The sequence below is a fragment of the Allobosea massiliensis genome, from assembly GCF_042655245.1.
GTDB lineage: Bacteria > Pseudomonadota > Alphaproteobacteria > Rhizobiales > Beijerinckiaceae > Allobosea > Allobosea massiliensis.
In genome coordinates, this window is the sequence record NZ_JBHSLU010000076.1 from 1 (window position 1) to 12,752 (window position 12,752).

A 12,752-nucleotide genomic window follows, 5' to 3' on the forward strand; every position below is an offset into this window, starting at 1 on the left:
CATCGTCAGCCTGCCAGCCGTGGCCGCCTGACCAGCCCGACCAAAGCCGGCACGCGGTGGCTCTGCGAAGCTACACCACCAGCAGGGACACGACCCGCGCCCTCGCCAAGGCCGTTCGCAATCCTGCATTGCGTCAATCGATTTTGAGCCATGCGAAAGAGCGGATCGCCAGGGAGTTAGCGGGCGGGCAGGCGATTGAGCGCAGGCAACTAAGACAAAAAGTGCCTGTTCAACAAAAAATCTCACCATTTCCAAGCAAAAGCGAGCCCTCGCGCGATTCGCCAGATCGCAGACATCCAAATCTTACCAGGTAAGCAATCGATCGGCTGCTAATGCTTGCCGTAAACGACAGTCTGCCCCCCAGCGCCAACGAGCAAGGTCTCGAATTTATCCGGCGTGACGCCAGGAACCTCCATTCCGGGCGATCCAACAGGCATGTCGGGAACGGCAAGGCCAAGAGCTGCCGGCCTGTCTTTCAACAACTTGCGGATGTCTGAGGCCGGTACATGACCTTCGACGAAGTAACCCTCGATGACGGCGGTGTGGCAGGACTGGACTTTCTCCGGGACACCCGTAGCGCGCTTGATAGCAGCCATATCACTGCTTTCCATGACGCGCGGCGTGAAGCCGGCCTGCTCGAGATGTCGGACCCACGCTTTGCAGCAGCCGCAGGTTGGGCTGAGATGGACCTTGATCTCCTGGGCGCTCGCCGGGAGAGCCGGCAGCAGGAAGGCGAGAAGAAAGACCGACGTAGGCTTCATCATAATCTCCAGATCAACAAGAATTTCTATGTCGAGGCAGGGTGGGATGCCGTAGGCACGGTCGGCCCATGCGGCAAAACCGGATCGTCGGCGATGACCTGCGCCAGTTGCTGCTCTGGCTGGGCGAGACGAGGCAGGGTGATAGTCACCCGAAGACCGCCTTCTGGACGGTTGGCTAGCGCGATCTCGCCGCCATGTGCGAGGACGACGGCGCGCGCAATGGTCAGGCCGAGGCCGGAGCCGCCGGTCTCGCGTCCGCGCGATTCCTCGAGGCGGACGAAGGGTTGGAAGACGCGTTCCATATCGCCGTCGGGTATGCCGGGACCATCGTCTTCGACGGTGATCGCGAACCCTGCTGGCGTCTCGTCAACCATAACGGTGACATGGCTGCCGTACTTCACCGCGTTTCCAACGACGTTCCAGAAGGCGCGCTTGAGCGCAAGCAGCCGGCCGAGCACACGGCCATGCCCGGTTCCGCTCAGGCTGACCGCCCGCCCCTGATCGGCATGGTCGTCGACGATGGTCTCGATCACCGAGACGATGTCGATCGGCCTGATCGCCTCGCTAGAGACGCCGCCGCGCAGGAACTCCAGCGTCGAATCGATCATGCCCTCCATCTCGGCGAGGTCGGCGTCGACGACGTCGCGCGTCGCCTCGTCCTCCATCAGTTCGGAGCGCAGGCGCAGCCGCGTGATCGGCGTACGCAGATCATGCGAGACGGCCGCCAGCGCCTGCATGCGCTCGGAGACGAGGCGCTGGATGCGCTCGCGCATCGTGTTGAAGGCGCGCGCGGCGCGGCGGACTTCGGCCGGGCCGGTCTCGTCCAGCGGCTGCGGCGTCTGGTCCAGGCTGAAGCGCTCGGCGGCCACCGCGAGATCGCGAAGCGGCCGCGTCGCCCAGCGCAGCAACAGGACGGCGACGACGACGATGGCGACGCCAAAGCAGATCGTCACCGCCAGCACGCTCCAGTCGGCATGCTGGGCCGCACCCAGCGTCGTCGAGGAGAAGTTCACCCAGGAGCCGTCGTCGAGCCGCACGGAAACCAGCATCATGTGCCGGTAGGCGTCGGCCTCGCCGGAGCCGAGCGCGCCGTCATCGGCGAAGCCGAGACGAAAGGATTCCGAGGCCAGATCCGGCACGAGCTCCTTGAGCTTGGCTTCCATCGCGGCCGTGCGATCGGTGGTGGGGGCGGTGCCAAGGACCAGGCTGACCTTGCTCCAGTGCACCTCAAGGCTCGCGCTCGACAGGTCATGAGCGGCGCGGTCTCGTTCCGGCTCGTGGGGGATGCCGGCGATGGCACGCTTGATCGAGACGATCCGCTCGGCCAGTCCCCGGTCGCGCTGCGCCGTTGCCAGGCTCTCGACGCCGACACGGTAGGCCCAGTAGCCGACGAGATGGAAGGCGAGCAGCGCCGCGACCAAGATCAGGATGGCCCGCCCCGCCACGGTGTCGCGAAAACCCCTATGGAGCATGCGACTCATGCCGGCTGTCCCTCCAGCACCTGAACAGCAGGCGTGAACATGTAACCGGCGCCGCGGATCGTCTTGATCAGTTGGCCGCCATTGACGTCCGCCTCCAGCTTGCGCCGCAGGCGGCTGATCTGAACATCGATCGCGCGGTCGAAGGGATCGCTGTTTCTGGTCTTGGCGAACTGCATCAAGGCCTCGCGCGACAATACCCGATTGGCGTGCTCGATAAAGGCGACCATCAGGTCGAACTCGCCGGTGGATAGATCGACCAGCGTACCCGATGGCGAGGTCAGTTCGCGCCGGCGCAAATCCATCCGCCACCCGTCGAAGACGACGCACTCGCTGGCGCGGCCGTCGCCAGTTCTGCGCATTGAGCGCGAACGTCTCAGCACCGCTCTGACTCGCGCCAGAAGCTCCCGCGGGCTGAACGGCTTGGTGACATAGTCATCGGCGCCGGCTTCCAGTCCAATGATGCGGTCGCTTTCCTCGCTGCGAGCCGTCAGCATGACGATCGGCACCTGTGACGTCGCGCGCACATCGCCGCACAAATCGAAGCCGGACCGTCCCGGCAGCATCAGGTCGAGAATGATGAGATCGATGTCCGCCTGCCTCAACACTTCCAGCATGGCGCGTCCGTCAGGCGCACCCGTCACCTTGTAGCCGTGGCGCTGCAGGAAGCGGGCCACAAGCAGGCGAATCTGTGGGTCGTCATCGACAACGAGCACATGGCCATGGTCATCAGCTAAGGGGGTGGTCTGAATGTTTGTCACGAGCATCTTTCGAACGGCTTAGGTTGGCATTTCATACCGAACGGCAGGCCGGATGAACGACAATATAGCGCTGTATCGCGGGCTGGGCGCGATCGGCTTTGATACAATTTGTAACGGACACAACCCTCCCGCCGTTGCTACCAAACTGCATCGAAGGCTCTGGGGTCGAACGAATCGCGATGGCCGTAAAACTTTCTCTCTCCGCTCTCTTGGCGCTCGCGCTAGGCGCGTGCTCAGTCGCTCCCGTTCCCGTCCATCTGGCGCGGCCGGCAGATCCAGGCGCACGCGTTCCCGCAGTTGGCTATCAGGGCGTCACCGCTGGCCTCGTCTCGATGCGCCCGACCGAGCCGAAGAATTGGCGCGAGCTGAACCGTAGAGTAGGGCCTCAACAGTGACTGCGATGACTTCCGCCTTCCGATCCGCTGACCAGACTTCGTCGGCTACCATTCGTCGCTTCACGCTTCTCGCTGGTGTCGCCGTTATACTCGGCGGCTGCGCGACCTTTTCGGCTGACGGCGGCGTCGGCACTGCACAGACCATCGCTTACACCGAGCTGAACAAGGACGTCGTCAAGATCACCGACGATGCCGCGGCTGGTAGCGCCAAGGCGCGCGTCGATCAGCTTCTCAAGAAGCCATTGACTGCTGACAGCGCAGTTCAGATCGCGCTTCTCAGCAACCGCGGTCTGCAGGCAGCCTTCAACGAACTTGGCATTGCCGAGGCTCAAATGGTCGCGGCCAGCCTGCCGCCCAACCCGCGCTTCGGCATCTCCAAGCTGTCGGGCCGGTTCGAGGTCGAGATCGAGCGGCAGATCGTCGGGAGCCTGTTCGCCTTGGCGACCTGGCCGGCGCGCGCCGAGGTCGCCCGCGACCGCTTCCAGAACGCCCAACTCCGCGCAGCGGAGGCAGTCCTGAAACTCGCCGCGGATACGCGCAAGCAGTATTATCGCTCCGTCGCAGCGAACGCCCAGGTCGGCTTCTACGAGCAGGCGAAGTCAACGACCGATGCGGCGACCCAGCTCTTCAAGCGCCTCGGCGAATCCGGCGGCATCAACAAGCTCGATCAGGCAAGGGAGTTCGCCTTCGACGCCGAGCTCGGCGCCCAGCTTGCTCAGGCGCGTCTCCAGCAGCGCCAGGAGCGTGAACGCCTGGTCAGGCAGCTCGGCCTCTGGGGCGACGACCTTAAGTTCCGCATGCCAGCCTCATTGCCCGCGCTGCCGCGCCTGCAATCGGTCAAGGCGGTCGAAGCCGAAGCGCTTCGCAAGCGTGTCGATATCCAGATCGCGCGGGGCGAACTTAATCTGCTGGCCAAGTCGCTGGGCCTCACTCAGGCGACCCGGTTTGTGAACGACATCGATCTGCTGGGCCGGCGAACCTACGACCGTGGCCGCAGCGTCCTGCCCGACGGAGATGTCGAGCGCGAGACGCGCCGCAGCCGCACTCTTGAACTCGAGATCGAGATCCCGATTTTCGATTTCGGGCAAAGCAAAGTGGCTTTGGCCGAGCAGACCTACATGCAGGCTGCGAACCGTCTGGCCGAAAAGGCCGTGAACGTTCGTTCCGAGGCGCGCGAGGCCTATGTCAGCTATCGCGGGACCTATGACATCGCCCGGCAGTACATCAACAATGTTCTGCCTCTGCGTAAGATCATCCAGGACGAGGCGCTGCTACAGTACAACGGCATGCTGATCGACGTGACGCAGCTCATTACCGACGCGCGCGCTCGGATCCTGTCCAATGTTGCTGGCATCAATGCGCGCCGCGACGCCTGGATCGCGCACACCGACTTCAAGCACGCGCTGATCGGCGGCGGCTCTGTTGGCGGCGGCGGAGGCACCGCCGTCGCGGCCGCTGGTGGCGGCGATGCGCCCGCCCATTGAACACTTGAGGAGCAAGACGCCATGACGGATCTGTCCCGCAGGGGTTTCATCGGAACATCAGGGCTCGTGATCGCGGGCGCTGCCGCGGTCTCGGGCCGCACCGCCTTCGCCTCCGTGCCGGAAGCGCCGACGATGACGAGCGCGGCGACGCAAGCCCCGCTGGTGCCGACCTCCGGCCCCGACTACCAGCCGGTGGCGACGCTGAACGGCTGGACCCTGCCCTGGCGGATGAACGGCGACTGGAAGGAGTTCCATCTCGTCGCCGAGCCGGTCGAGCGCGAGATCGCGCCGGGCATGATCGCCTATCTCTGGGGCTATAACGGCCAGTCGCCCGGCCCGACGATCGAGGCCGTCGAGGGCGACAAGGTCCGCATCTACGTCACTAACAAGCTGCCCGAAAACACGACGATTCACTGGCACGGCCAGCGCCTGCCCAATGGCATGGACGGCGTCGGCGGGCTGAATCAACCGCATATCCCGTCCGGCAAGACCTTCGTTTACGAGTTCCTCCTCAGGCGCTCGGGCACCTACATGTACCATCCCCATTCCGACGAGATGGTGCAGATGGCGATGGGGATGATGGGCTTCTTCGTCGTCCATCCGAAGGACCCGGCCTTCCGCCGCGTCGACCGCGACTTCGTCTTCCTGCTCAACGCCTTCGACATCGAGCCGGGCGCCTATGTGCCCAAGGTCAACACCATGCTCGACTTCAATATGTGGTGCTGGAACAGCCGGGCCTTCCCGGGCATCGACCCGTTCGTGGTCGGCCTCAACGACAAGGTCCGGATCCGCTTCGGCAACCTGACCATGACCAACCACCCGATCCACATGCATGGCTACGAGTTCAAGGTCTCCTGCACCGACGGCGGCTGGGTCGATCCGGCCACCGCCTGGGACGAGGTCTCCATCGACGTCGCGGTCGGCCAGATGCGCGCCTTCGACTTCGTCGCCGACGAGCCCGGCGATTGGGCGATCCACTGCCACAAGTCGCACCATACGATGAATGCGATGGGTCACTCGGTGAAGACCTATATCGGCGTCAACAAGAAGGACCTGGTCAGCCGCATCCGCAAGGCCGCGCCGGGCTACATGCCGATGGGCTCGAACGGCATGGGCGAGATGGGCTCCATGGAAATGGAGCTGCCGAAGAACACGCTGCCGATGATGACTGGCTACTCCCAGTTCGGGCCCGTCGAGATGGGTGGCATGTTCTCGGTCGTGAAGGTGCGTGAAGGGCTGGCCAAGAACGATTACAAGGATCCCGGCCACTACAAGAACCCCGAGGGCACGGTCGCATTTGAGTACAAAGGCCAAAAGTTGGCCGAAGCACCTCGCGTCGAGGGGCCGAAGGTCAATCCCGATCTCGCCACCTGGCAGGTCAAGGATCCGCGCAAGCCCAGGCTCGGCGCGGACGGCAAGCCGCTGCCCGGCGCTAAGCCCGGCGGACATTCCAACCATTGACATCGACAATCGAACCTGGAGCGACCGCATGACGTTTTATTTTCCAAAGCTGACCCTGGCTGCTCTGGCGCTTCTCGCATCGACGGGGCTTGCCTCCGCTGGGCCGGGTGGCGCCGGTCACGGCCATGGCGATGAGACCGCTTATGGCAAGCCTGGCGACCCGAAAAAGCCTTCACGGCTCGTCCAGGTCGTGATGAGCGAGCGTGATGGCAAGATGCTGTTCATTCCGGATCGGATCGAAGTTCGCCGCGGTGAGCAGATCAAGTTCGCCCTCCGCAACAATGGTGAGATCGATCACGAGATCGTCGTGGCGACGCTGGAGGAGAACCTCAAGCACGCGGTAGAGATGCAGAAGAACCCCGACATGGAACACGATGACCCGAACGCCAAGCGCCTCGCGCCCAAGAAGACCGGCGAGATTGTCTGGGCTTTTACCAAGGCGGGCGAGTTTGACTTCTCCTGCCTGATCCCTGGCCATCGTGAAGCCGGAATGACCGGTAAGGTCATCGTCAAGTAGGCATAATGCCTACGCAACAAGGAGCACACCATGCTGAGAATCATCTCCGCCGTCGCATTTGTGGCGGTCTCGCTGCCGGCGCTCGCCCAGCAGGTCAACGGCACCGTCAAAAAGATCGACGAGGCGCAAGGCAAGCTGACCATCGACCACGGCCCGATCAAAAATCTCGACATGGACGCCATGTCGATGGTCTTCCGCGCCGGCGAGCCGGCCATGCTCAAGGGCCTGAAGGCAGGCGACAAGATCAAGTTCGACGCCGACCGGGTCAACGGCCAGATCACGGTGACGAAGCTGCAGAAGACCAAGTAGGCGCGAGTCAAGCGCCGATCAGACGCCAGGCCGCAGCAGTGATCATGCTGCGGCCTGGATTATCAGAACGACAGCATAACCGATGAATAATCTCCCGCCGAGAACCATGCATCGCGTGACCTCGTTATTCGTCGATATAGCCCAAAATGTTACCCGCATATCTTTTAGCTCGTCGGCGCAGTGGTGTTTTCAGGTTTGTTCGCTCTCGTCTTGGTGCTGTCTCGTACAAAATAGACAGTTCCTTTACATCAATAGCGGAGGGCAAATCATGCCGGCGCGGTTTCTTGCTATCTTGATCGTTCTTTTTCCAACACTTTCGCGAGCTGACGATGGTGATTTGCAGCGCGCCTTGCTGGAGGCCGCCTGCGCTAACGCAAAAATCACTCGTCTCCCGGCTGTAGGGAAAACGGAACTTTACGAGGCAAACTGCTTGGGGACTACGCATAAGCGTATCAAAATTGTCTGTATTTCTGGGCGCTGCATCGCGGATTACCCCCATACTGGGCGCGATGAAGCTGACGAAAACTAAGATCGTGTTGTTAGTTGCTGCGATAGATCAATGAATGTCCACTCCCCAACTGAGCAGTAGCAATCAAAAGGCCACGAATGGAACTTCTTGCTCAGATTGCTCGCTTTATCCTGGTCGGTGGTTCGGCAACGGTCGTGAACTGGTTAGCGCGATTCCCGCTCTCTTTGATTATGCCATTTCTTGAGGCAGTTTTCGTAGCCTACATGATCGGCATGGTGGTCGGCTTTGTGCTTTATCGCGCCTTTGTCTTTACGACATCCTCACAACCGCTCAGTGCGCAAATCGCTTTGTTCCTCGGCGTTAACGTGGTCGGCGTGGCAACCGTGGTCCTGGCTTCGCACGTTCTCCTGCACTTGGTCTTTCCCGCGCTCGGCGTCACGCTCATGCCGGAGGCGTTTGCACACGCGGGAGCGCTCGCTCTAGGGGCCGCGGCGAATTTCATCGGGCATAAGTTCGTGACGTTTCGAGCAGAAAGCCCGCCACCATCGCCGACGCTTGGCGCCTGACCCAACGAATTATTCCGTCGAGTGGCGATCATCTCGCACTGCATTCCCCCATCCACCAGTTACATCGACAGGTTTGCCATTGAACAACCCGCCCAAAAAGCACGGAGGCTCTTGTGGAAATCGTCGTTAGGCCGGCGCTTCCCGAAGACAGCGTGACGCTTGTCGAGCTGATGCTTCAGGCTGCGGGCGACACCCTGCAGTTCATTCTTGATGATCTTGAGCCTCGCGTCAGCGCGGGCGAGGTCTTCAAGCATATGATTTCATCGATCGATAGCGAATGTTCTTACCGGCATTGCTGGGTCGCGGTCGTGCAGTCTGGGGCTCACGCCCCGGTTGTCGGCATGATGAACGCCTTCCCAGCCTCGCTTCTCTCCGACCAAACGACGCCATCGAATTTGTCATCGCGAGAAGTCCATCTCTGGCCCAGGACTGCGCTTCAGGACTGGGGCAGTTACTGCCTCAACAGCCTTGCAGTCTTCCCACTCTATCGGCGGTATGGGATCGCATCCCGACTGATCGAGCAAGCCATCGATAACGCCGTCTCCGAAGGATTTGGCAGCGTGAGCCTGCATGTCTGGGCGGATAATGCCTCTGCTGTCAGGCTCTATCGCGGGAAGGGCTTCCATGAAATCGATCGGGCCGCGATTCCCTGGCATCCTCGCCTCCCGCATTCCGGCGGCAGCCTGCTCATGAGGCTAAGCGGTCTCTCCGGACGCATCGGCGCATCTGCTCCAAGCCACAACGTGGTTTTGGCGGCCGGCGATGGATCTGACGATCGAGACGTCTCACGACCGTCCGATCGCTGAATATGCCAGGACAGAAGACCATGATCGTTGCCGCTTGGACTGAGAGCTTTAAAAGGGCGAAACAGCGAATGTTTTCGCCTTTATTAATTCTATTCTTTGTCGTCTTGATTGTCATTATTTTACTTATGCTACCGCTAAAACTCCCGGTCGGACCCATGTATTGGGATCTGATCGTCTATATCGACGGAGCTCATCGTGTAGCGATCGGTCAAACTCCCTCGGTCGATTTTTTTGCGCCAGTCGGTCCTCTCGCCTATTGGCTCGTAGCGCCGCTCTTGACGACCTTTAGCAACGCCCAACCGCTGCTGCTGGTGCAGTGGTCTCTTCTACTCGTCAGCGCGCCGCCAATGTTTGTCATCCTCGCGCATGTCGGCCAGCGATCGAGAGCGACGGCCTTTGCTCTCTTGTTGCCGTTCCTGTTTTTTCAGCTTCTGCCGATGAACGTTGAGCAATACTCAACTTACCCCAGCGTTGACGGATATGGAATATATAATAGACATACAAGTATATTACTATATAGTTTAACGTGTGGGCTGATTTTTCTAGTGAATCAACGCTTGATATTTCTTGTCGTCATTTGGACGTGCCTGGCGTTATTTCTCTTGAAGATCACGGGCTTTATTGCTGCCGGCTTGCTCTGCTCATTCGCTTTCGTCGCCGGGCGGATGAGCATGCGTGTAGCCCTCGGAATCGGCGCCGCCTTCCTGTTAGCGCTTGTGGCGCTCGACGCCACGCTCGGCGTCGTTCGCGCCTACCTGATCGACATATGGTTGCTCGTGCGTCTCAACGAGGGCAATCTGCTCTCACGCTTTCTACAAGCCAGCTCGCTCCACTTCGGCATCCTTGCACCGGCCGCTGGGCTGTCCGTAGCGCTTTATTGGTTCAAGGTTGGAGATGCACCATTCAGACAAGAAACAAGAGGCGCGCCGGATGCCGGTACTCTCGCAAGGAAACTGGACCGCAACAGTCTCTGGCTCGCCATCACCATTCTTGCCGGCCTGTTTTTTGAGACGCAGAACACGGGTGGGCAGGCGCTCATCCTTATCTGGCCCGTTCTGCTCGCGATCCTGCTGGGCGTACACCGCCTCAACGGCGCTTCGCTGATCCTTGTGTTGTCCCTGATAGGCGCAGCCGCGCTGCCGCCCTTTGTAAACGTGGCCCACCGCACGGCGCGCGCGCTCGTTGTGCAGGGTAAGTTCGTCGACGTTCCAAACGCGGATCTCAAAGCGCTTGGACAGGTCACACAGCGCCCCGAGATCGTCGAGCGGGCGGCGAAGATGCGGGAGGTCTACTCGCGCTTTCCCGAGACGTTCCAGTTCTTGGCTGACAATAATCTCCTTCCGGGTTTCACTCTTTACTCGGAACTTGATTTCCAGGTTGGCTGGTTGATGGTTGCCGATGAAGCGGTTAAGGCAATTCGTGAATACGAAGCCGCAAACAGCATAGAGTTTAAAACAATAATGAACTTGAACTTTGTGAACCCATTTCCCTTTCTCTTGGATCGGGGGGCAACACGTCACATTGCAATAGGTGCCGACCCGACACGAGCAGTCCCCGCGCCTGACCCGGAGACCCTTGCCGCTGTCTCCAAGACAGACTTGATTCTCTATCCCATGTGCCCAATCACAACCGCTAATGAGGCTTTACTCGCGCTATATCGACCGGCTGTGGCTCACCATAAATTTATCGTTCTATCGGCGTGTTGGCGAGGATATGTGAGGCAGTGATAATTCGGTGTATATTCATCGTTCCATTGAAAAATTGCTTGTCCAGCAAATCGCACGATCGAATTGATAGAATGCCTTCATGAATACACTACTCGTTATCAGCGAATATGTGCATCAGATCACCCACAATATTGCTGGCCTTGATTATCCACATGGTCATTGGGGACTGACCTTATTAGCGGTAGCCGTTTTCATTGTTGCTCCCGTTTGGACGATCGGTCAGGGGGGTATAGCGCTTTTTCGGTGGGCATCCTCAGTTCGAAGGCGTCGCGCCAGGCTAGCTGCCGTGATTAGCAGGCCAGTCGCCGCTTCGAATGAGGTCCGCGATAGATTGCCCTCCGGTTCGGAGGCAGCCAATACACCCACAGGCCGCAACGGTGACGCGTCAGTCCCCCACGACCCATGGAGGTTGGCCCTCTTCGTCGCGAGAGCCACTTCTCGTTACCAGATCCTGCTGGTCTTGTTGTCCTTAATGACGCTGCCCTCAGCTTGGTTACTTCTTGATATTCCCAAGCACATCATCAATCACGCCCTCGCCAGCCCTCAAACTCACGATGGAATGACCTTTCTCGGCTTCCATCTGCCCCGCTTAGAACTGTTGATCGCGCTGTGCGGAAGTTATCTCGCCGTCCTGACAGCAAGCGGGCTCGTCAAATTCGCAGCGACACGCATCAGAGGACGAGCGAGCGAGCGGCTCGTTCGGCGACTTCGCCTGAACATCGTACGCAGATCGAGGAAGGAAATCGCACCTGAAGCAAAAGCTTCCCTAGCGGCTGTCGCCGTTCAAGAGGTTGAGCCAATCGGATACTTTGGCGCCAGTATATTCGTAGTTCCGCTAATATATGGCGGAACACTGCTCACGAGCCTCGCATTTCTATTTATACAGAATCCGGCGCTTGCTTTTTCAGCTTTGATCATGTTGCCCATTCAGATGACCTTGCTGCCTCGGATCCAGCATCGACTCAATTCGAAGATACGGGAAAGGGTCTTTGCAACACGCGCATTGACAGGACTTCTTACAACAAAAGGTTCCAATCCCAAAACTGCAGTGGACGACAAATCGATCATGCCGTCCCTACGGCAGCAGGCGAATCAGATTGCTACACTCGAACGCTTGAGGGTAGAAATCAGTGATTTGAAAGGGCGGCTACGCGGTCTCTATAACTACACATCCAACCTGACGCCGTTCTTCTTTTTCGCAATCGGCGGCTATTTGGTCGTGCAGGAACGTCTTTCACTTGGCTCGCTGGTTGCAGCGATAGCTGCGTACAGAGAAATCGCCCCCGCACTGCGGGAGTTATTTGATTTCGTGCAAAACTGGTCGGATGCAGAGGCGCGGTTTGAAGAGGTCAGGCGTGTCATTTTGGAGAGCGAAGCTGTAAAGCGCGTTTAACTCTGCTCAACAAACACATGCCTTGGAGCAATACGGATGTCGAAGGTAATACGATCTTGATGCCGCCGGCCTTTTGCCGGCGGCAAGGACATGGCATCCTATACAGATGAAGCTCCGGCTCCTCACGCATGCGCTGATCCTGGCCCTGTTCCTGACGGCCGGCGTTCTCGCGTCTTATGTCAGCCCGGCGGCTGCCGGCATGGCGGGCGACGCCGCCGGCGTCGAGCAGACCATGGAAGCCGGCATGCCGTGCTGCCCGTCGGACCAGGATGACCCCAAGGACTGCGCGACGAACTGCCCGGCGCTGACCTTCTGCCTCGCCAAATGTTTTGCCGGCGGGGCTATCAAATCCGTCACGCTGCCGCGCCCCGCCATCGCTGTCGTCGGCCTCGCGGGTGACGACGTCGAGCGCGTATCCCAAGGCTTTGCGCCACCCGCGAGACCTCCCCGAAGCTGAGGCATCGCCGGCGCGTCAGCGCCGGCTCCGGCCGCCCGGCATTGTCCGCGCGGTCGGCAAGTCGTGGCCTAAGAGCCCGTCCCGAAAGGGTTGAGCGACTGGGGCACTCGTGATTCCAAGGGGTTGTTCAGGCCATCTTGGAGCGAGCGATGTGGACCCCAGCCACTC

General features: G+C 60.1%; 13 protein-coding genes. 10 read left to right on the plus strand and 3 right to left on the minus strand.

From position 1 onward, the window contains the following. Positions 1-314, plus strand: a 314-nt coding sequence (locus ACFPN9_RS21960; protein WP_377817597.1) for a hypothetical protein, incomplete at its 5' end; no start/stop codon positions are given. Between the two features lie 15 nt (positions 315-329). Here ACFPN9_RS21960 and ACFPN9_RS21965 read toward each other — a convergent pair. From ACFPN9_RS21965 to ACFPN9_RS21975, 3 genes are read right to left on the minus strand one after another with little or no spacing between them, the layout of a single operon-like run. Next, entirely contained in the window at positions 330-761 is a 432-nt protein-coding gene (locus ACFPN9_RS21965) for a DUF411 domain-containing protein (RefSeq protein ID WP_082735254.1), read from the minus strand. Positions 762-787: 26 nt separating this feature from the next. Further along, on the minus strand, positions 788-2,242 hold the full coding sequence (locus ACFPN9_RS21970) for an ATP-binding protein (RefSeq protein WP_082735255.1): 1,455 nt from the start codon (positions 2,240-2,242) through the stop codon (positions 788-790). After that, complete coding sequence (locus tag ACFPN9_RS21975) at positions 2,239-3,000, minus strand: response regulator (RefSeq protein ID WP_245281266.1); 762 nt, start codon at positions 2,998-3,000, stop codon at positions 2,239-2,241. The genes ACFPN9_RS21970 and ACFPN9_RS21975 overlap by 4 nt, the downstream gene beginning before the upstream one ends. A gap of 400 nt (positions 3,001-3,400) precedes the next feature. Here ACFPN9_RS21975 and ACFPN9_RS21980 point away from each other — a divergent pair, with 400 nt between their 5' ends. The 9 genes from ACFPN9_RS21980 (at position 3,401) to ACFPN9_RS22020 (ending at position 12,584) form a co-directional block, all read left to right on the plus strand. Then, a complete protein-coding gene (locus ACFPN9_RS21980) occupies positions 3,401-4,879 on the plus strand; it encodes a TolC family protein (RefSeq protein WP_377817598.1) in 1,479 nt (492 codons plus the stop codon). Positions 4,880-4,900: 21 nt separating this feature from the next. After that, complete coding sequence (locus ACFPN9_RS21985) at positions 4,901-6,340, plus strand: multicopper oxidase family protein (protein ID WP_066717009.1); 1,440 nt, start codon at positions 4,901-4,903, stop codon at positions 6,338-6,340. Positions 6,341-6,368: 28 nt separating this feature from the next. After that, complete coding sequence (locus tag ACFPN9_RS21990; RefSeq protein ID WP_066717007.1) at positions 6,369-6,857, plus strand: cupredoxin domain-containing protein; 489 nt, start codon at positions 6,369-6,371, stop codon at positions 6,855-6,857. Positions 6,858-6,887: 30 nt separating this feature from the next. Continuing rightward, positions 6,888-7,166, plus strand: a complete 279-nt coding sequence (locus tag ACFPN9_RS21995; protein WP_066717004.1) for a copper-binding protein — start codon at positions 6,888-6,890, stop codon at positions 7,164-7,166. 606 nt (positions 7,167-7,772) lie between these two features. Then, the gene (locus ACFPN9_RS22000; protein WP_066716995.1) at positions 7,773-8,201 is read left to right on the plus strand and encodes a GtrA family protein; all 429 of its coding nucleotides are present in this window, start codon (positions 7,773-7,775) and stop codon (positions 8,199-8,201) included. 113 nt (positions 8,202-8,314) lie between these two features. Continuing rightward, on the plus strand, positions 8,315-9,007 hold the full coding sequence (locus ACFPN9_RS22005) for a GNAT family N-acetyltransferase (protein WP_082735256.1): 693 nt from the start codon (positions 8,315-8,317) through the stop codon (positions 9,005-9,007). A gap of 20 nt (positions 9,008-9,027) precedes the next feature. Next, positions 9,028-10,734 (plus strand): hypothetical protein, encoded by a 1,707-nt coding sequence (locus ACFPN9_RS22010; protein WP_066716989.1) that lies wholly within the window; start codon positions 9,028-9,030, stop codon positions 10,732-10,734. A gap of 79 nt (positions 10,735-10,813) precedes the next feature. Then, positions 10,814-12,127: an ABC transporter ATP-binding protein gene (locus ACFPN9_RS22015; RefSeq protein ID WP_066716986.1), complete on the plus strand. Its 1,314-nt coding sequence runs from the start codon at positions 10,814-10,816 to the stop codon at positions 12,125-12,127. 106 nt (positions 12,128-12,233) lie between these two features. Next, complete coding sequence (locus ACFPN9_RS22020) at positions 12,234-12,584, plus strand: hypothetical protein (RefSeq protein WP_377817599.1); 351 nt, start codon at positions 12,234-12,236, stop codon at positions 12,582-12,584. Positions 12,585-12,752 lie beyond the last annotated feature (168 nt).

What these genes read in the sequence shown, in the direction of transcription:
- ACFPN9_RS21965 (WP_082735254.1), bottom strand. Translation starts at nt 761, where the DNA reads ATGAAGCCTACGTCGGTCTTTCTTCTCGCCTTCCTGCTGCCGGCTCTC.
- ACFPN9_RS21970 (WP_082735255.1), bottom strand. Translation starts at nt 2,242, where the DNA reads ATGAGTCGCATGCTCCATAGGGGTTTTCGCGACACCGTGGCGGGGCGG.
- ACFPN9_RS21980 (WP_377817598.1), top strand. Translation starts at nt 3,401, where the DNA reads ATGACTTCCGCCTTCCGATCCGCTGACCAGACTTCGTCGGCTACCATT.
- ACFPN9_RS21985 (WP_066717009.1), top strand. Translation starts at nt 4,901, where the DNA reads ATGACGGATCTGTCCCGCAGGGGTTTCATCGGAACATCAGGGCTCGTG.
- ACFPN9_RS21990 (WP_066717007.1), top strand. Translation starts at nt 6,369, where the DNA reads ATGACGTTTTATTTTCCAAAGCTGACCCTGGCTGCTCTGGCGCTTCTC.
- ACFPN9_RS21995 (WP_066717004.1), top strand. Translation starts at nt 6,888, where the DNA reads ATGCTGAGAATCATCTCCGCCGTCGCATTTGTGGCGGTCTCGCTGCCG.
- ACFPN9_RS22000 (WP_066716995.1), top strand. Translation starts at nt 7,773, where the DNA reads ATGGAACTTCTTGCTCAGATTGCTCGCTTTATCCTGGTCGGTGGTTCG.
- ACFPN9_RS22010 (WP_066716989.1), top strand. Translation starts at nt 9,028, where the DNA reads ATGATCGTTGCCGCTTGGACTGAGAGCTTTAAAAGGGCGAAACAGCGA.
- ACFPN9_RS22015 (WP_066716986.1), top strand. Translation starts at nt 10,814, where the DNA reads ATGAATACACTACTCGTTATCAGCGAATATGTGCATCAGATCACCCAC.
- ACFPN9_RS22020 (WP_377817599.1), top strand. Translation starts at nt 12,234, where the DNA reads ATGAAGCTCCGGCTCCTCACGCATGCGCTGATCCTGGCCCTGTTCCTG.